The following is a 17,425-nucleotide window of genomic DNA, read 5'->3' as shown; positions in this document are numbered from 1 at the left end:
GCGGGGACGGTGGTGGATATCAAGCACAAGAAATAACGGAATGACACATCCTGAACGGTTCATCTTTTTTTGAATAGGTGGGGTTTATGGCGCGCTTACCTCCCATCACTTGCTGTTGTAGCGTTACCCCACTTGCGCCTCGCGACGTTGAGCCTTTATCGAGTTATGGAAGAGTTTTTCAAGCGGTGCTGTGCTTTAAAAAGCACAACAATCAGACTTGCTGCCCAACAGGCATATGCGTCCTCTGTGACGTAAATTCTGCTCCAGCATTAAACTAAATCTGGGTCTTTATTGGTCGGTCGAGGCGTTCCTTGGTGTCAGGGTAGTTGGTCATTTACAATGGTCCGGTCGCTGGCGTTCGTTAATCTCAACTAAATTAGTGTTCCGATTTTAGAGGGGCGTTGTGAGATTCGCCCATAGCAAATTTACGGTCATTTTTAAATACTCGTTCAATATGGTGAGGTGTATTTTTTTTCATGTGAGTAGAATTTGCACGTTTCGATTTGTACGGTGCTGCATTTCCCATCGCTGCCGGAGCTTGCTCGTCCTTGTTTACAGTAGTAAATGTTGCATTGATGTTCAGGCTGGCCCTTAGGTTTGGCACCGCCATTATTGTGTGTTGCCGTCTGTTCTACGCCCTTGACAGAAATATGGGGTTACCATATTTCACGGCAGCGGCACGAATAAAAGTAGACGCTATCGCCCCTGCCTTTAGGCAGCCTCGGGCAAAGGAATGGCCAGCGTCTGGTGCGCTCGCAGTGTGAGGACGCAACGGCTATTGTTTTCTCTGTATAGGAGAGTCAATAGGGGGTGGGCCAAGGTATACGGGTTCAAAAAGAATTAGAAGCTGATAAAAGGATCGGTATAGTGCGTAAGGTCTCTTTAGTTTACATTCCTGCGATTGATGGCCTGCGTGCCGTCGCTGTTCTCGCCGTAATCGTCTTTCACGCTAATTTTTTAGGTGTTCTCCCGGGTGGCTTTACGGGGGTCGACATGTTCTTCGTCATATCAGGTTATGTGATCAGTCAGTCTCTTTCAGCGCGGAACGATTTGAACCTTGCCGGCTACTTGGCGGATTTTTACCGTCGGCGTTTTCTACGCATCCTACCTGCACTTTTAGTTGTGTTGTCCGTCAGCTTTCTTGCCTCGGCAATGTTTATGCCGCAGTTCTGGCTTAGCGAGCTGATTAGTCGCACCGGGCTTGCTGCCTTCTTTGGTCTAAGCAATTTCGTGTTGGCGTGGAATACAGACACTTATTTTTCGCCGAGTGCTGAGCTCAACCCTTATCTACATACATGGTCTCTGGGTGTGGAAGAGCAATTTTATGTCATCTTTCCCGTCATTTATTTCGTATGGCTTCGTTATAAGGAGCGGGTCGCTATTGTATGGGCTGTGCTACCGCTTCTGGCATTGGCTTCACTGGTGATCAGCGCCTATCAGACACCTGCCGATCCGCTGTCTGCATTTTATCTACTGCCTGGCCGGTTCTGGGAATTGGCCGCAGGTGCAATGCTCTTCCAAATCATTGGCGCAAGACGCGTCTCATCACGATCCAAGAAGTTCATTCGCTTCCTCCTGCCGGGAGGCCTTGCACTGATCTTGGCTGGTTTTCTTTTTGCTGGACGTCATCAGTTTCCCTTCCCTTGGGCTCTGGCAACGGTTTTAGGAACAGTGTTGATGATCACTGCAGTGGTACTGCAGGATGAAAGCGCCCCCTCCCTGCTGCAGCGCTCGCTGCAGTCGCCCTTAATGGTCTACGTTGGTCGCCTGTCCTATTCGCTCTATCTTTGGCATTGGCCAGTAGCGGTCTTCTTGCGGTGGACAACAGGGTTGGAGCTTCTCGCTGTCCAGCTGATCTATCCGGTCATTGTTATTGCGCTTGCTGCAGCCTCTTATCACTGGATCGAGACGCCGATTCGCATCGGCAAGTCGCTTTGGCAGAGCCGGGCGTGGGTTACCGTCGCTTCTAGTCTGGTGGCGGTAGGCCTGCTCTGGTGGGGGGCGCTGTGGGTCTCTGATAACCCTGATCGCTTATCACTCAGCCAAACACGTGATACCTATGAATGGTATGCATACAAACACTTCCCTCGCGAAGAAATTATCCAGATCGAGGATCCACTGGTGCAAGGGCGTCAGCTCTTTGTCGTGGGTGATTCACATACGGCTGCTTATCGCACCATGCTCAACACCGTGCGACTGACGCTTGGTATCAAGGTGCTGGAATATGAGCAGGGAGGCTGTGGCGTCGTGACGCTCATCGGCCCCGACCCTGCCAATTGTGCCGAACGTCGGGAAGCAAACTTCAAAGAAATTGAGGCTCAAGCTAAACCGGGCGACATCGTCTTCCTTGCCTCCCTGAGGATGCCCGAGCTTGATGGGCGGGAGTGGTCGCGTGGAGAAGTTACGGTATTGAACGAGGTTTTTTCCGAGCGGACACTGGAGAAGGGCCAGAGCGCTAGAGTCTCTGCCGAAGCCACTCTCGATAGACTAAAGGCAGCACAAGTACACGTCATCATTGACGCACCCAAGGTAGTGTTCAAGGCACCGCCCAATCGTTGTTCGGACTGGTTCAACTCGATGAACCCTGTTTGCGCTCCGGGCCTGACGATTGATCGCGCACAGATCGACCGACTACGTGCCCCGCAAATGAAGCTGCTGGACTTATTAAAACGTGAACACCCTGATCTTACGGTTTGGGATCCGTTGCCGCTCCTTTGTCCCGGGCAAACCTGTTCAGCTTTCGACAGTAATGGAAAGCCGCTCTTCTTCGACTCGAATCATCTCAGTGGCCATGGTAACCGTGTCCTGACGCCATCCTTCACACGCGTTGTGTTGACGATCTGGAGGAGCACTAAACATGAACGCTACTAGCATGACTCTGTACCCGTGGAGTCAGGTAAGTGGAGCCCCTATCGCTGAAAAATTGCCAGCCAAGGGCCGGCAGATGCTCGAAATGCGCGAGCCGTTAAAGTTGTTTCCTGGGGGGCTTATTCAGGCAAGGTGGAGGTGAAAGCCAAACCCCAGAAAGCACAAAGGGGAGCCGAAGCTCCCCTTTAATTTTGTCGTTGCGCATGCTCTTTTTTTATTATTGAGGGGCGGTCTGTTTTTGTTTTTGGTAACCGTGACCCTTTACCGCTGTTTTTGTCGATCCCCATCCGGGATCAAGAGCAAACGTATTTTTTTGAGCGCTGATCTACTTTTTCGCTAAGCGATCCAACCAGTTCGGGAGCTACCTGAAGGTAGTTTTATTGTTCTCTGCCCGGTTGCGGGTTACTCCGAAAAGCACCCTGAAAAGCACATCCTCTCCAAAAAAATCTGTTAGCTGCGTCTCTGTCGTGTTGTTTTTGTTATGTCAGAGTCGTTACGTCTTATTTTTATTAGGTTTGCCGCTTTTTTTGTTCTTGTTATGCAATAGAGATAGCAGAAGCCGTGCCAACTTTTAAAAACCTTTTAAAATCAACATCTTGTAGTTTTCGCGGATTTTTCAGTCAGTCGCAACCCGACAATTTGTTTCCGTGTTACTCGCTTGCGCCCCACGTTTCGAACGCAGCGGTAACACCCGGTCACATCCGCGCACTCACTGTGCGCTACGAGCCTTGGCCACGCGTGAACCGGTCGGTCGCCCCAGCACCGAGCAAATCTGCTGGCCCGCCAGAATCAAGGCGTCCAGGTCGATACCGGTTTCGATACCCAGGCCATTGAGCAGGTAAACCACGTCTTCGGTAGCAACGTTACCGCTGGCGCCCTTGGCGTATGGGCAGCCGCCAAGGCCGGCGATGGAGCTGTCGAACACCGAGATGCCTTCCAGCAGACTGGCGTAGATGTTGGCCATGGCCTGGCCGTAGGTGTCGTGGAAGTGCCCGGCCAGTTTTTCACGGGGTATGTCGGCTGACACCACCTCGAACATTTTGCGGGTCGCGCCAGCGGTGCCGGTACCGATGGTGTCCCCCAGGGAAACTTCATAGCAGCCCATCGCGTAGAGCTCGCGAGCGACTTGAGCGACCTGTTCTGGCGCGACGTTACCTTCGTAAGGGCAGCCCAGCACACAGGACACGTAACCGCGCACGCTGACACCGTGTTGCCTGGCGGCGTCCATGATCGGCACGAAACGCTCCAGGCTTTCGCTGATCGAGCAATTGATGTTGCGCTGGGAAAACGATTCCGACGCGGCGGCGAACACCGCGACTTCCTTGACCCCGGCCGCGATGGCGTCTTCAAACCCGCGCATATTCGGTGCAAGCGCACCATAGGTCACGCCAGGTTTGCGCTGGATCTGTGTGAAGACGTCGGCGGAACCGGCCATTTGCGGTACCCATTTGGGCGACACAAAACTGCCGACTTCTATATAGCCGAGACCGGCGACGGTCAGCGCGTCGACCAGTTGCACCTTGTTCGCAACGCTGATGGGTTGGGCTTCGTTTTGCAGACCGTCGCGTGGGCCGACTTCGACCAGGCGTACGTGAGTGGGTAGGGACATGGGATTCGACCTGTGCTGATTGTCTGAATGCTCGGAGAACCCTGTGGGAGCAAGCCCGCTCAGGGGGTTGTGTTGACCTACTGAACCGTCTGCTGGTTTTTGATGGTTTGTTCCAGCGCCTGGGTGCAACGCTCCTGCGCGGTGTCCAGTTCCAGCTTCATCTGTTCGATGTCGAGCATTTGCTGCTCGAGCTGTTCGCGGCGTTCGGCGATTTTGGTCAGCATGGTTTGCAGCTGTTTCTGATTGCCGCCGGTGGGGTCGTAGAGTTCGATCAACTCACGGCATTCGGCCAGGGAGAAACCAATGCGCTTGCCCCGCAAGATCAGCTTCAGGCTGACTTTGTCACGGGGCGAGTAGATGCGTTCCTGGCCGCGTCGCTCGGGGCTGAGCAGGCCTTGCTCTTCATAAAAGCGAATGGCCCGGGTGGTGATGTCGAGCTCGCGGGCGAGGTCGGAAATGCTATAGGTCTGGTTGCTCATGGAAGCGCTCGAAAAAGGTCATGGCGCTAAGCTAATGTCAGGTTGACGTTTACGTCAAGCATCGCGCCCTGATCCTTCGTCTATCAGGTGTTTCCTACACCTTATCGAGCTTCTTCTCATGTGCTGTCACCTGCTGGCACAACTCGATCATCTGCTCGCGCATCCAGCGGTTGGCCGGGTCCTGATCGGTACTTTCGTGCCAATAGAGGTGGGTTTCTACCGGCGGCACATCGTTGACCGGCAGGTTCACCGAGTACAAATCATGGCGACGGGCAAAGCGTTCCGGCACGGTCATGACCATGTCGGTCTGCTGCAACACTTGCGACGCCATCAAGTAATGCTGAGATCGCAGGGCGATCTTGCGCTGGATGCCCATTTTGCCCAAGGCCAGGTCGACATGGCCCAGACCGCTGCGGCGGCTGGAGATATGGATGTGGGTCAGCGACAGGTAATCATCGAGGGTGAATTTCTCTTTGCCCGCCAGCGGATGGCCCTTGCGCATGGCGCACACGTAACGGTCTTCCATCAACTTGACATGGCGCACTTGCGGGTCAGTGTTAAGTGGCGCGTCGACAGCGAAATCGAGACGCCCGGCCGCCAGCTCCTTGGTGGTTTCGCGGCGCTTGGATAGAAAGCTTTCGATGATCACCGTCGGCGCCAGGCGCCGCAGGCGCTGAAACAGTGCCGGCAGGATCACGGCTTCGGTGAGGTCGGTCATGCTGATGCGGTAGGTCTTGACCGCCTGCAATGGATTAAAAATACGGCTTTCCTGCACCGACACCCGCAGCAAGGAAAGGGCGTTGCGCACCGGCCCGATAATGTTCTGCGCCATGGGCGTCGGGACCATGCCTTGGGCGGTGCGTACGAACAACGGGTCATTGAAGGTTTCGCGCAGACGGGCCAGAGCGTTCGAGACCGCCGGTTGAGTAATGCCGATAATTTGCCCGGCGCGGGTCAGGTTAGCTTCGGTGTAGATCGCGTCGAAGACGATGAAAAGGTTGAGGTCGACCTTGCTCAGGTTCATTGCGCTGCACTCTTATTGTTGGGTTCTCGATAAGCCGATCATATATCGGTGATGAATGTTAATACACGCCGAGAATAGGCTAGGTAAATTTTCGTAGCTGTTCTAGCATCGATTGCATGATCTGAACACCTCCTCTAAACCCTCAGTTAAAAGGTAGAGCTGCCCATGGATTTCGCTTATTCGCCCAAGGTGCAAGAACTGCGTGAGCGCGTGACCACGTTCATGGACACCTACGTTTATCCCGCCGAAGCGGTGTTCGAGCGCCAGGTCGCCGAGGGCGATCGCTGGCAGCCGACCGCAATCATGGAGGAGCTCAAACTCAAGGCCAAGGCAGAAGGCCTGTGGAATTTGTTTCTGCCTGAGTCCGAACGCGGCGCGGGTCTGACCAACCTCGAATACGCGCCGTTGGCAGAAATCATGGGCCGCTCGCTGCTGGGCCCCGAGCCGTTCAACTGCTCTGCGCCAGACACGGGCAACATGGAAGTGTTGGTGCGCTACGCCAACGAAGAACAGAAGCAACGCTGGCTCGAACCGCTGCTGCGTGGCGAGATCCGCTCGGCGTTCGCCATGACTGAGCCGGACGTGGCCTCGTCCGACGCCACCAACATGGCTGCTCGCGCTGTACGTGATGGCGACGAGTGGGTGATCAACGGCAAAAAATGGTGGACTTCAGGCGCCTGCGATCCACGCTGCAAGATTTTGATCTTCATGGGCTTGAGCGATCCTGACGCGCCGCGTCATGCGCAGCACTCGATGATTCTGGTGCCGGTGGATGCTCCGGGCGTGAAGATCGTTCGTCCGCTGCCCGTGTTCGGTTACGACGACGCACCTCACGGCCATGCCGAAGTGCTGTTCGAAAACGTCCGCGTGCCCTACGAAAACGTCCTGTTGGGCGAAGGACGCGGTTTTGAAATTGCTCAGGGTCGCCTTGGCCCGGGCCGGATTCACCACTGCATGCGTTCAATCGGCATGGCCGAACGTGCATTGGAACTGATGTGCAAACGGGCGGTAACCCGTACTGCGTTCGGTAAACCTTTGGCACGTCTGGGCGGCAACATCGACAAGATTGCTGATTCGCGGATGGAAATTGACATGGCACGTCTGCTGACATTGAAAGCGGCGTACATGATGGACACCGTCGGCAACAAGATTGCGAAGAGCGAAATCGCTCAGATCAAGGTTGTCGCACCGAACGTGGCCTTGCGGGTGATCGACCGTGCGATCCAGATCCATGGCGGGGCAGGGGTGTCCAACGATTTCCCACTGGCGTACATGTATGCAATGCAACGCACTCTGCGCCTGGCCGACGGCCCGGACGAAGTGCACCGCGCGGCGATCGGCAAATTCGAGATCGGCAAGTACGTGCCTAAAGAGATGATGCGTAGCGGTCAATAAGACCGCGGCGCTTGTATCGCGGGCCTGGATCAGGCTCGCGATAGCGCTGAGGCTGCATTAATCAATAGAAGGCAACCCGTAGAATGCTCGCGCACACGCCGTGCTGTGAGCCGCCAGATCTTCTTCACTCTCCCCGCGATGCAGCGCCACTTCACGCAACACTTCGGTCAGATACGCCGGTTCGTTGCGACCATTCTTCGGCTTGGGTCGCAGGGTGCGCGGCAATAGATACGGCGCATCGCTTTCCAGCATTAACCGACCCTGCTTGATCTCTTTCACTAACGGGTGCAGGTGCGTGCCCCGGCGCTCATCACAAATCCAGCCGGTGATACCGATGTGCAAATCCAGATCGAGGTAACTGAACAGCGCCTTCTTTTCGCCCGTGAAGCAGTGCACCACGGCGGCCGGCAGCTGATCACGGTAATCGCGAAGGATTTCCAGCAAGCGTTGGCTGGCATCGCGCTCGTGGAGGAACACCGGCAATTGCAGCTCGACCGCCATCGCCAGATGCTCTTCGAGGACTTTTTCCTGTTGCGGGCGCGGCGAGAAATCACGATTGAAATCCAGCCCGCATTCACCCACTGCCACGAGGTTTGGCTCCTTGAGCAGACTGCGCAGACGCTGGGCGCTGTCGGCGTTCCAGTCGCTGGCGCAGTGGGGATGAATGCCGGCGGTGGCGAACAGCCGTTGAGCCGTTTCGTCCAGTTGCCGACACAGTTCCAGAGCCTGTTCGCTGCCCTCGACACTGGTGCCGGTGAGCACCAATTGGCAGACCCCGGCAGCGTAGGCGCGGTCGAGTACCACCTGGTGTTTGTCGGCAAAACTGGGGTTGGTCAGGTTGACGCCGATATCGATGAGTTGCATGGTGCTACCTCGGACCAAAGGCCGGAAAGCATATCAGAGCTGTAGGTTTATAAGAAAAGCCAAGAACTACAACGAGTTATAGCTGTCTCTTGATGCCGCGAGACCGGTCAGGGTGGCTTGAATGCCATCACTGTGCCAGTCTTCCGCACGTTGCCAGCGCTCAAGACGCTCTGTTTCTGTCGTTCGATTTCATGAAAACGCTTGGGATCGGCCCAGTATTCTTTCTGGAGAGTGGATGATACGTCCCTCGGTTTTACTACTGTTGTGTTGTTCGTTGCTGCTGCCGATGTCGGCGGTTGCGCGTCTGGCCGGGCCGCTGCAAGCCGTGCCGTCGACCAAAGCGCGCGACTTGGCGCAGATCCGCAGCAGTCGTGTCTTGCGGGTGCTGGTCAACCAGAGCCGCAACAGCTCCGGCGAGGTCCAGGGCCAAGCCATCGGTGTTGAATACCACCGCTTGCGTGCCTTCGAGCAGTACCTCAATGGTCACGCCCGTGACGGTCAGGAAATTACCCTCAAGATCATTCCCAAGGGCAAGGATCAACTGATCGGTGCTTTGCAGCGCGGCGAGGGTGATCTGGTAGCGCCAGGGGAACTGCTGGACCTGCAACCGGGCCACGGGGTCAGCACCAGTGAACCGATTGCCAGTAACATCCCGTTGATATTGGTGGGGATCAAAGGCGAGCGACGTTTCACCCGTTTCGAACAACTCTCCGGCAAAACCCTGGCGTTGCCCACCGGCAGCGCCGCCGGGGACGCGGTCAGCCAGATCAATCAAAAGCTCGCGTTGCTCAAGCTGCCACCGGTGACAATCGAGTGGGTCGATCCCAGTCTGGCGGTCGAGGATGTGCTGGAAATGGTCCAGGGCGCAATCTTTCACCTGACGATCGTCGAGCAACCCATTGCCGAGCGCTGGGGCAAGATTCTGCCCAAATTGCGTTTCGATCGGCAGGTGCTCATCAGTGAACCGGGCGAAGAGTTCTGGTTCGTGCGCCGCGATGCCTCAATGCTGCGCGCGAGCATTAATCGCTTCCTGACCGGTTACAAAAAACCATCGGATCAGGATGCCGCGTTCCTGCGGATCTATAGGCGTCTGTATAAAGTGCGCTATCCATTGGCCAAGGCTGATCGGCAGCGCCTCGAGAAACTTCGACCGGTGCTGCAGAAACACGCCGATGCCCAAGGTATGGACTGGTTGAATCTGGCGGCCCTGGCATTCAAGGAGTCGGCCCTGCAACCCAATGCCCGTAGTGGCAGCGGCCCTACCGGCCTGATGCAGATTACCCCGTCCGCCGCCCAGCGGGTGGGGGTCAATAACATTCAGAATCTCGACGCCAATGTGCAGGCGGGGGCGAAGTATCTGGCGATGATTCGTCGCAAGTTCTTTGCCAGCCCCAAACTCAACGAGCGCGAGCGCATGGCGTTCGTGCTGGCGGCCTACAACATGGGGCCGGAGCGGGTTCAGGGCATGCGTGCCGAAGCCCGTCGGCGCGGTTTGAATCCCAATCAGTGGTTCTTCCAGGTCGAACGCATCGCCATGGAGCAGGTGGGAATGGGCGCCGTCAGCTATGTTAATAGCGTGAACAAGTATTACTTGGCGTTCGATCGTGAGCGGGAATCGCTGGAGCCCCAGGGGCATAAAGTTGCCTTACGCAAATAATCGAATAAACTGATTGTTATGGTGGGCTTATTGCGCTTTTAACATGAGGTTTACTGATTAATATAGCGGCCAACCAACACACACTGACTACGGATGACACAGCATGAGCACACTGATCAACAAGGTACTGTTTACCCGCGCTGGCTACGGCCTGACTGTCTTGCGGATCTTCGTCGGCATCATCTTCGCTGCCCACGGCTCGCAAAAACTTTTCGGGGCGTTCGGTGGTTACGGTCTGGCGGGCACCGCGCAGTACATGGAAAGCATCGGCCTGGCGCCGGGCTATCTGATGGCGACGTTAGCGGGCGGTACCGAGTTCTTCGCCGGTCTGGCATTGATCATTGGCTTGCTTGTTCGTCCGGCAGCCCTCGGTCTGACCTTCCTTTCGCTGGTGGCAATCTTTTCGGTGCACCTTCCTAACGGTTTGTTCATGGCCAACAACGGTTATGAATTCGCCCTGGCCTTGCTCGGTGGCAGCATCGCGGTGCTGATCGAAGGCGCCGGCAAGCTCTCGGCTGACCGCGCTATCGCTGGCTGACCGCTCTGACTCAATGAAAAGGCTCGCATTGCGCGGGCCTTTTTGTTGCTCGTCATTCTTGACACTGTCCGGTCAGCTTCTCTACGATGCTGCCCATGCGCCGATTTAAACAGCTACTTGCGGGGCGCCAGGTGACTCATTCAGTTGCCGATAGAAGCTTGAAACAGGCTTCGAAATACCGCTAAAGCGCTGGTTCGGTGTTGCCTCTCACCTGCCATGCAGACTTTTGAGGCCGAGACACGACACAATGAATGCACTAAGCCCTGTTATACGCCCCGCGCCGATCACGGCACACCTCACCCAGCGCAATCCAAAAATCCTGCTTGGCGGTAAACATCAGCCGACACTCTTGCGTTATCTCGATGGCTGGCCACGTCGCACCGGTGGACCCGCGGCCTTCCTGATCCAGTTTGTCGAAGAGGGGGAATCGCTGGCTCGATTTGCCAGCGACAGTTTTGATCTGGCGGTGATTCAATCGCCCAGCCTCAAGGCTGCCCCCGAAGTGATCAAGCAATTGATTCGCGTTGCCCGGCAGGGGCTGATCACCCGCCGTTGAGGTTTAGAGCGCGGCGGCTCAAAGATAGTCGATCGCCACGATATACACGCACTGCTCACCGGCAGGTGTCTGGCCCGAACCTCGGCGTCCAGCACCTTGCCGATCAGGGCGCGGGCCAGTGGTGAGTCGATGCGATATCTCAATTATTCGCTTTGGCTGACGTTGGCGAGCAACCACTCTTTGAATGTGCGAGCTGACTCCGACAGTGATTGGGATCGAGAGTGAACGAGATAGTCGTCTATACCCGTGGCATAGAACGAGTCACTGACCCTGCGTATTTCACCTTTACGCAGAAGCTCCTCAGTCATGAATTCCCAGCCTAGGCCAATCCCCATTCCCTGAAGTGTGGCATTCAGCGCCAGAGTGACCTGGTTGAACAATTGAGCGTTTTTTGGAATCGCATACTCGATTCCAAAGTTGTCGAACCAGTTGATCCACGTCGGCCAGTGCCATGCGCCGGGATCTAAGTGAATGAGCCGCTCAGAGAGAAGCGCTTCTGGCGAGAGGTTGCCATTCAGGGGGTAGTCGACGTGGCATACCGCGTAGATTCTCTCTTTGAACAGCAGATGGCTCTCCAGCGGAGCACGCCATTTGTTGTCGCCATTCAAGATTCCAAAATCAAACTGCAAACAGGACTGCTCAGTCACCTCATTGACGGCATAAATATTGATGGTGATGTCTGGATGTTCCACGTTGAAAAGCGCAATGCGCGGGAACAGCCAGTAATGGGAAACGGCATGTGTGCAGGTGACCGTGACGCTTTTCACGTATGACCATCGCCGTGTGCGTGCTACCGAGTCATTCAGGTTCTGAAAAATAGCGGTGACATCGTTTTGAAACTGGCGACCTGCCTCGGTCAGTTGCACCATCCGTGGCTCACGGGAGAAGAGCGCAACGCCAAGGTTCTCTTCCAGCATCTGGATCTGCTTGCTAACTGCGCTCTGGGTAACAAAGAGCTCTGCGGCTGCCTTGGTGAAGCTCCCCAGGCGTGCCGCCGCCTCGAAAAAAATCAAAGCACCGAGCGGAGGGAGAAATCGAAAGGAGGTCTTCATTCTGAGCGCACCGTATGGCCAAGCCTAACAGGGCTGTCATGCTAATACATTCCTTAATGGCACGCTAGGATGCCAAGATATCCATTGTCCTCCTTCTTGTGTTCCTCGATATTGAAGCCATCAGCCGCATCCAATTACGGATGCAGAAATCTTGTTGGCGGGCTGCGGCAGCCCCGCTGCGGCTCCCCTGAACACAGGAATGGTTATGCAATATTCAGCTTGGCGTTTGTTTAAAGAAGGCCTGTCAAATCACCGAAATTGGCCAGAAACGTGGGCTACAACAGCTATCAAGCCACGGTATGACGTGATCATCGTAGGCGGGGGCGGCCATGGTTTGGCAACCGCCTACTACCTGGCAAAAAACCACGGCATCCGAAATGTCGCAGTTCTGGAAAAGGGCTACATCGGGGGCGGGAACTCGGGACGCAATACCACCCTTGTTCGCTCCAACTACCTGTGGAATGAGTCCTCCCGATTCTATGAGCATTCCTTAAAATTATGGGAAGACCTGACCCAAGACATCAACTACAACGTCATGTTCAGTCAGCGCGGCATCTACTCGCTAGGTCATGGCCTGCAAGACATGCGTGAAATGGAGCGTCGCGTCAGTGCGAACGTGCTCAATGACATCGACGCTGAAATGGTGAGTTTGGACGAACTGAAGGATCGGATCCCCTACCTGAATCTTTCGAACAATGCTCGTTATCCAGTCATGGGCGCCGCCTATCAAGCTCGCGGCGGCACGGCTCGGCACGACGCCGTGGTCTGGGGGTTCGCCCGAGCGGCGTCGCGCCTGGGCGTCGACATCATCCAAGGATGCGAAGTTCTCGATTTCGAGCGCGAGAACGATCAGATCAAGGCGGTCAAAACCAACCAGGGCGTCATCAGGGCTGACAAGGTTGCGATTGTGGTGGCTGGTCACACGTCGGTACTGGCCAGCAAGGCTGGGGTGCGCTTGCCCATATCCAGTCACCCTTTGCAGGCCTTTGTCTCCGAGCCCATGAAACCAGTGCTCGATACCGTGGTGATGTCCAATGCCGTGCATGGCTACATCAGTCAGTCCGACAAGGGCGACCTGGTCATAGGCGCGGGTATCGATAGCTACAACGGCTATTCACAGCGCGGCAGCCCCCACGTGATCGAACACACCGCGCAAGCGATCCTCGAACTGTTCCCCTGCTTCAGCCGTGTCCGGATGAACCGCCAATGGGCCGGCATCGTTGACACCTGCCCGGACGCCTGCCCGATCATCAGCAAGACCAAGGTGAAAGGCTTGTACGTCAACGGCGGCTGGGGCACAGGAGGGTTCAAGGCGACGCCAGGATCTGGACACGTCTTTGCAGCCACCATCGCCAACGACCATCCCCATCCACTGGCAGAACCCTTCAGCATCGAGCGGTTTAGCACAGGGCATTTGATTGATGAGCACGGCGCCGCCGGCGTCGCCCACTGATCCCTATTTAGCGCAGGTCAACCATGTTACGCATCCATTGCCCGCATTGCGGGGAGCTACGTGACGAAGAGGAATTCGTCTATCGGGGCGAAGCTTTTATCGAACGTCCCCTCGATCCGGAAGCACTCAACGACGAGCAGTTCGGTGACTACCTATTCATGCGCGAAAACCCCATGGGGTTGATGTACGAGAACTGGTATCACGCAGGCGGTTGCCGCCATTTCCTGGTCGCTGCCCGGAACAACGTCACCAACGAAGTCCATGGCAGCTGGACGATGGCCGAAGCGCCAAAAGGAGGCCGAAAGTGAAAACATTTCGGATGAGCAGTACCGGTGCCCACGAATGGGTGGATCGCAATCGTGTGATCGACTTCACGTGGAACGACATCCCTCTCCAGGGGGTGGCGGGAGACACCCTGGCTTCGGCACTGCTGGCCAATGGCGTGGAAACCGTTGGCCGCAGCTTCAAGTACGGACGCCCAAGAGGCATCGTCTCCGCCGGTGTCGAAGAGCCGAATGCGCTGGTTGCCCTGGAGCAGGGGGGATACTACGTACCCAACGTCAAGGCGACAGAAATCGAGCTTTACGAAGGGCTGCGTGCTCGCTCGGCAACGGCGGATCCTGCTGGGCCGAAAGACGTCAAGGCATTGTTCAAACCGCTGCACCGCTTCATGCCAGTCGGCTTCTACTACAAAACCTTCCAGAAGCCCAAGCGCCTCTGGCCTCACTACGAGCACTTCCTGCGGCAAATGGCGGGATTCGCTCCGTCAGCCACCGAGGTGGATGCGCAAACCTACGACCATAACCATATCCATGCGGATGTAGCGATTGTCGGCGGCGGTTCGGCGGGACTCGCTGCGGCTTTGGAAGTTGGACGGTCGGGCTGCGCCGTCGTGCTGGTCGATGAGCGTCAGCGCCTGGGCGGCAATTGGTTCTTGGACGCAGAGGCACAAGTAGAGGGGGAAGCCGCTGCACGGTGGATTACCGACGCTATCGCTCGCCTGAAGAAAATGTCCAACGTGCGCTTGCTTACTCGCACGACAGCCTATGCGCTGATGGATCACAACCTGATTCAAGCGCTCGAGCGGGTACAGGATCATGTGCCAATCGCCCGTCGTAAAGAGGGCGTGAGACAGCGCCTGCATAAGATTCGTGCCGCACGCGTCATTCTTGCGACCGGTTCCCATGAGCGCCTGTTGGCGTTCGACAACAACGATTTGCCAGGCATTTTCCAAGCGAGCGCACTGCAAAGTTACGTGCAGCTGCAAGGTGTGCTGCCGGGGCGCTCAGTCACCGTGTTCACCAACAACGACAGTGGCTACGCCCTGGTTAAAGATCTGCTCCAGCGGGGGCAATCTGTAACCGCCGTCATCGATTGTCGTGCTGCAATTTCGGCGGATCTAACCTCGCTGTTGAATACGCACCGCATTCCGCTCCACCTCGGAACCGCTGTTATGTCGGCCAAGGGAGATGGGCGTCTGGAATCTGTTGAGCTGCAAGCGGTCAGCCTTGACGTTCATTGTTCATGGATTAACTCGGGCCGGATCTCACGCATTGAAACCGACTTGCTCGCAATCGCGGGTGGCTGGAGTCCGGTTGTGCATCTTGACTGCCATACCGGTGCCAAGCCGGTCTGGTCTGACAAGGCATGCGCGTTCTTGCCCATAACCGATGGGAGGGATCGTAGCTATGCGGGCGCCTTGATCGGCCTGGTGCAAACGTCTGACTGTGTGGCTTCAGGACGTAATGCTGCCCGGGAAACACTCATGGTCATGGGGCAGAATGCGGCTCCTGCCGAGTCTGTGAATACCGACCACTCTATCAACTGTGCTCCCTTTTTCCGCAGCCCCGGCTGGAACGGCAAACAGTTCGTGGACTTGCAGAACGATGTGATGTCGAAAGACATCGCCTTGGCCATCCGCGAGAACTTTCGCAGCATCGAACACATCAAGCGTTACACCGCATTAGGCTTCGGCACCGACCAAGGCAAAACGGGTAATGTCGTGGGTGTGGCCATTGCGAGTGAAGTCATGGGGGTCTCCATGTCGTTGGTGGGAACCACCACTTACCGCCCGGCGTATACCCCGGTCACGTTTGGCGCACTCGCGGGTGAGTTCGTGGGCGATCTGTTCTTGCCAGAGCGTCACACGCCGATGCATTTCTGGCATCTGGCTCACGGGGCAGAATGGGAAAACGTCGGCCAGTGGAAGCGTCCATGGTACTTCCCCCGCTTGGGTGAAGACCTGCATGAAGCCGTTCACCGCGAGTGCCTTGCCGTTCGTGAAGGCGTCGCGATGATGGACGCCTCGACCCTTGGCAAGATTGACATCCAAGGGCCCGACGTGCGCGAGTTCCTCAACCGCATCCTTCCCAACGATTGGTCGACGATCAAGCGTGGCCAGTGTCGCTATACCGTCATGCTTGATGAAAACGGCATGGTGATAGACGACGGAGTGACCGCGTGCCTGGGTGACCAGCACTTTATCATGACCACTACCACGGGCGGCGCTGCGAGCATGTTCGTGAGCCTCGAAGCGTGGCTGAAAACCGAATGGCCAGACCTGCGTGTTTACCTGACGTCGGTGACCGATCACTGGAGCACTACCGCTCTGGTGGGCGAACACAGCCGCGCTGTTCTGAAGTCCCTTTGCCCTGAGCTGCATGTGGAGAATGAAGCGTTTCCTTTCATGCACTGGCGGGAATCGAAGATTCTCGGGGTGCCGGTGATGATCATGCGCATCAGCTTCTCCGGTGAATTGGCCTATGAAATCAATGCACAGGCCAACTATGGCGAGGCCGTCTGGGATGCGATCTATCGTGCAGGCCAGCCTTACTCCATTACGCCTTATGGGACTGAAAGCCTGCACGTTCTACGGGCCGAAAAAGGCTTCCCGATCATAGGACAAGACACCGATGGCTCGGTCTCTCCGATGGACCTGGGAATGAACTGGATCTTGTCGAAAAAGAAACCACACAGTCACCTGGGCAAGCGTGCGCTGGCAAGATCTTATATGAAAGAGCCTGATCGAAAGCATTTCGTGGGACTGCTCACGGATGACCCCAAGGCCGTCATTCCTGAGGGATCACAGCTCATTGATGCCGTGGAGAGCAAGACGTCCATTGGCCATGTGACCTCCAGCTACTTCAGCCCGATCCTCAACCGGTCTATTGCGTTGGCGATGCTTGAGGGCGGGCGTCAACGGCTAGATCAACAGGTGTTTGCAGCCCATCACAGCGGCCTGCGGATTGCGGCCAAAGTTAGCGACACCGTTTTCTATGACAAAGAGGGAGCACGTCAAAATGTCTGAATTGGCACGCTATCGCACGGCCCTTGAGCCATTTACGGAAGAGTTGGCTGCCCTGGCCTCCGCGCAATTGTCGATTTCCGAAAAGCGTGAGCACGGATTCATCACCCTGCGGGGCGAGCTTCACTCTCCGGCAGTTGAGCAGGACTACGCACGACTGGGCCTCAAGGCTCCCTCACAGCCGCTGAGCTACACCGGCGAAGACAAGGCGCGACTGTTGTGGGTGTCTCCGGATGAGTGCCTCTTGGTGTGTGCGCCTGGAGCCAAACAGCACTGGCTTGAGCGGCTCACAGACCCTTCGATCCAGACCCTGGCGGTCATCGATACGTCTGGCACCTACAGCTATTTGGAGCTGTCAGGCGAGCAAGTTGAGGCATGTCTTGGCAAGGTCTGTCCCTACAACTTTGGCGCACGCTCCTTTCCCGTCGGAAAGGTTGTGGGGTCGGTCATCAAGGGTATCCCCTGCCTGTTCGTAAGGGTTGAACCCTACCGATTCCAGGTTCTCGTTCGCTTCTCGTTTGCCAACTACGTGTTCCGCTTGCTCAGCCATGCCACGGCGGAGTTCAGCCAGGGGCACTCGGCATGAAGACTCAATCCGTCCAAACCAAAGCAGTACCGTCAAAGGA

14 protein-coding genes and 1 pseudogene are annotated in these 17,425 nt (G+C 56.3%); 9 read left to right on the top strand and 6 right to left on the bottom strand.

The genetic code is table 11. The features are described from left to right. Positions 1 to 867 precede the first annotated feature (867 nt). Positions 868 to 2,871 carry an acyltransferase family protein gene (locus ACXPVS_RS09920; protein ID WP_458509759.1) on the top strand — a complete coding sequence of 668 codons (2,004 nt, stop codon included), beginning with the start codon at positions 868 to 870 and terminating at the stop codon, positions 2,869 to 2,871. 706 nt (positions 2,872 to 3,577) lie between these two features. On the opposite strand, the gene ACXPVS_RS09915 is transcribed toward ACXPVS_RS09920, so the two are convergent. From ACXPVS_RS09915 to ACXPVS_RS09905, 3 genes are all read right to left on the bottom strand, one after another. After that, positions 3,578 to 4,477 carry a hydroxymethylglutaryl-CoA lyase gene (locus ACXPVS_RS09915; RefSeq protein ID WP_458509758.1) on the bottom strand — a complete coding sequence of 300 codons (900 nt, stop codon included), beginning with the start codon at positions 4,475 to 4,477 and terminating at the stop codon, positions 3,578 to 3,580. Between the two features lie 77 nt (positions 4,478 to 4,554). Beyond that, on the bottom strand, positions 4,555 to 4,956 hold the full coding sequence (locus tag ACXPVS_RS09910; protein WP_458509757.1) for a MerR family transcriptional regulator: 402 nt from the start codon (positions 4,954 to 4,956) through the stop codon (positions 4,555 to 4,557). Between the two features lie 94 nt (positions 4,957 to 5,050). Continuing rightward, positions 5,051 to 5,980, bottom strand: a complete 930-nt coding sequence (locus ACXPVS_RS09905; protein ID WP_458509756.1) for a LysR family transcriptional regulator — start codon at positions 5,978 to 5,980, stop codon at positions 5,051 to 5,053. Positions 5,981 to 6,145: 165 nt separating this feature from the next. Here ACXPVS_RS09905 and ACXPVS_RS09900 point away from each other — a divergent pair, with 165 nt between their 5' ends. Next, complete coding sequence (locus ACXPVS_RS09900) at positions 6,146 to 7,375, top strand: acyl-CoA dehydrogenase (RefSeq protein ID WP_458509755.1); 1,230 nt, start codon at positions 6,146 to 6,148, stop codon at positions 7,373 to 7,375. A gap of 57 nt (positions 7,376 to 7,432) precedes the next feature. On the opposite strand, the gene ACXPVS_RS09895 is transcribed toward ACXPVS_RS09900, so the two are convergent. Next, positions 7,433 to 8,239: a TatD family hydrolase gene (locus tag ACXPVS_RS09895; RefSeq protein ID WP_458509754.1), complete on the bottom strand. Its 807-nt coding sequence runs from the start codon at positions 8,237 to 8,239 to the stop codon at positions 7,433 to 7,435. A 235-nt stretch (positions 8,240 to 8,474) separates the two neighbouring features. On the opposite strand from ACXPVS_RS09895, the gene ACXPVS_RS09890 reads away from it, so the two are divergent. From ACXPVS_RS09890 to ACXPVS_RS09880, 3 genes are all read left to right on the top strand, one after another. Next, on the top strand, positions 8,475 to 9,896 hold the full coding sequence (locus ACXPVS_RS09890; RefSeq protein ID WP_458509753.1) for a transglycosylase SLT domain-containing protein: 1,422 nt from the start codon (positions 8,475 to 8,477) through the stop codon (positions 9,894 to 9,896). 103 nt (positions 9,897 to 9,999) lie between these two features. Beyond that, positions 10,000 to 10,434 (top strand): DoxX family protein, encoded by a 435-nt coding sequence (locus ACXPVS_RS09885; RefSeq protein WP_095128917.1) that lies wholly within the window; start codon positions 10,000 to 10,002, stop codon positions 10,432 to 10,434. 247 nt (positions 10,435 to 10,681) lie between these two features. Further along, the gene (locus ACXPVS_RS09880) at positions 10,682 to 10,990 is read left to right on the top strand and encodes a class I SAM-dependent methyltransferase (protein WP_458509752.1); all 309 of its coding nucleotides are present in this window, start codon (positions 10,682 to 10,684) and stop codon (positions 10,988 to 10,990) included. Positions 10,991 to 11,008: 18 nt separating this feature from the next. Here ACXPVS_RS09880 and ACXPVS_RS09875 read toward each other — a convergent pair. Both ACXPVS_RS09875 and ACXPVS_RS09870 read right to left on the bottom strand, forming a co-directional pair. Next, a pseudogene (locus ACXPVS_RS09875) lies at positions 11,009 to 11,121 on the bottom strand (GreA/GreB family elongation factor); the annotation flags it as partial. 12 nt (positions 11,122 to 11,133) lie between these two features. Further along, on the bottom strand, positions 11,134 to 12,042 hold the full coding sequence (locus ACXPVS_RS09870; RefSeq protein WP_458509751.1) for a LysR substrate-binding domain-containing protein: 909 nt from the start codon (positions 12,040 to 12,042) through the stop codon (positions 11,134 to 11,136). A 199-nt stretch (positions 12,043 to 12,241) separates the two neighbouring features. Between ACXPVS_RS09870 and ACXPVS_RS09865 the strand changes: the two genes are divergently transcribed. From ACXPVS_RS09865 to ACXPVS_RS09850, 4 genes are read left to right on the top strand one after another with little or no spacing between them, the layout of a single operon-like run. Continuing rightward, positions 12,242 to 13,495 carry a sarcosine oxidase subunit beta family protein gene (locus ACXPVS_RS09865; protein WP_458509750.1) on the top strand — a complete coding sequence of 418 codons (1,254 nt, stop codon included), beginning with the start codon at positions 12,242 to 12,244 and terminating at the stop codon, positions 13,493 to 13,495. 23 nt (positions 13,496 to 13,518) lie between these two features. Further along, positions 13,519 to 13,803 carry a sarcosine oxidase subunit delta gene (locus tag ACXPVS_RS09860; protein ID WP_458509749.1) on the top strand — a complete coding sequence of 95 codons (285 nt, stop codon included), beginning with the start codon at positions 13,519 to 13,521 and terminating at the stop codon, positions 13,801 to 13,803. Further along, positions 13,800 to 16,802, top strand: coding sequence for a sarcosine oxidase subunit alpha family protein (locus ACXPVS_RS09855; protein ID WP_458509748.1), 3,003 nt, complete (start codon positions 13,800 to 13,802; stop codon positions 16,800 to 16,802). The genes ACXPVS_RS09860 and ACXPVS_RS09855 overlap by 4 nt, the downstream gene beginning before the upstream one ends. Then, positions 16,795 to 17,385 carry a sarcosine oxidase subunit gamma gene (locus ACXPVS_RS09850; protein ID WP_458509747.1) on the top strand — a complete coding sequence of 197 codons (591 nt, stop codon included), beginning with the start codon at positions 16,795 to 16,797 and terminating at the stop codon, positions 17,383 to 17,385. The genes ACXPVS_RS09855 and ACXPVS_RS09850 overlap by 8 nt, the downstream gene beginning before the upstream one ends. Positions 17,386 to 17,425: the final 40 nt, after the last annotated feature.

The organism is Pseudomonas sp. Ma2-10 (assembly GCF_054330215.1).
Note: the sequence above shows the minus strand (reverse complement) of the source record. Positions and strands in the feature narration are given on the sequence as shown.

Bases quoted from the DNA above. Each gene is read 5' to 3' on its own strand.
- ACXPVS_RS09890 (WP_458509753.1), top strand. From the start codon at position 8,475: ATGATACGTCCCTCGGTTTTACTACTGTTGTGTTGTTCGTTGCTGCTG.
- ACXPVS_RS09850 (WP_458509747.1), top strand. From the start codon at position 16,795: ATGTCTGAATTGGCACGCTATCGCACGGCCCTTGAGCCATTTACGGAA.
- ACXPVS_RS09870 (WP_458509751.1), bottom strand. From the start codon at position 12,042: ATGAAGACCTCCTTTCGATTTCTCCCTCCGCTCGGTGCTTTGATTTTT.
- ACXPVS_RS09885 (WP_095128917.1), top strand. From the start codon at position 10,000: ATGAGCACACTGATCAACAAGGTACTGTTTACCCGCGCTGGCTACGGC.
- ACXPVS_RS09910 (WP_458509757.1), bottom strand. From the start codon at position 4,956: ATGAGCAACCAGACCTATAGCATTTCCGACCTCGCCCGCGAGCTCGAC.
- ACXPVS_RS09880 (WP_458509752.1), top strand. From the start codon at position 10,682: ATGAATGCACTAAGCCCTGTTATACGCCCCGCGCCGATCACGGCACAC.
- ACXPVS_RS09860 (WP_458509749.1), top strand. From the start codon at position 13,519: ATGTTACGCATCCATTGCCCGCATTGCGGGGAGCTACGTGACGAAGAG.
- ACXPVS_RS09915 (WP_458509758.1), bottom strand. From the start codon at position 4,477: ATGTCCCTACCCACTCACGTACGCCTGGTCGAAGTCGGCCCACGCGAC.
- ACXPVS_RS09895 (WP_458509754.1), bottom strand. From the start codon at position 8,239: ATGCAACTCATCGATATCGGCGTCAACCTGACCAACCCCAGTTTTGCC.
- ACXPVS_RS09905 (WP_458509756.1), bottom strand. From the start codon at position 5,980: ATGAACCTGAGCAAGGTCGACCTCAACCTTTTCATCGTCTTCGACGCG.
- ACXPVS_RS09900 (WP_458509755.1), top strand. From the start codon at position 6,146: ATGGATTTCGCTTATTCGCCCAAGGTGCAAGAACTGCGTGAGCGCGTG.
- ACXPVS_RS09865 (WP_458509750.1), top strand. From the start codon at position 12,242: ATGGTTATGCAATATTCAGCTTGGCGTTTGTTTAAAGAAGGCCTGTCA.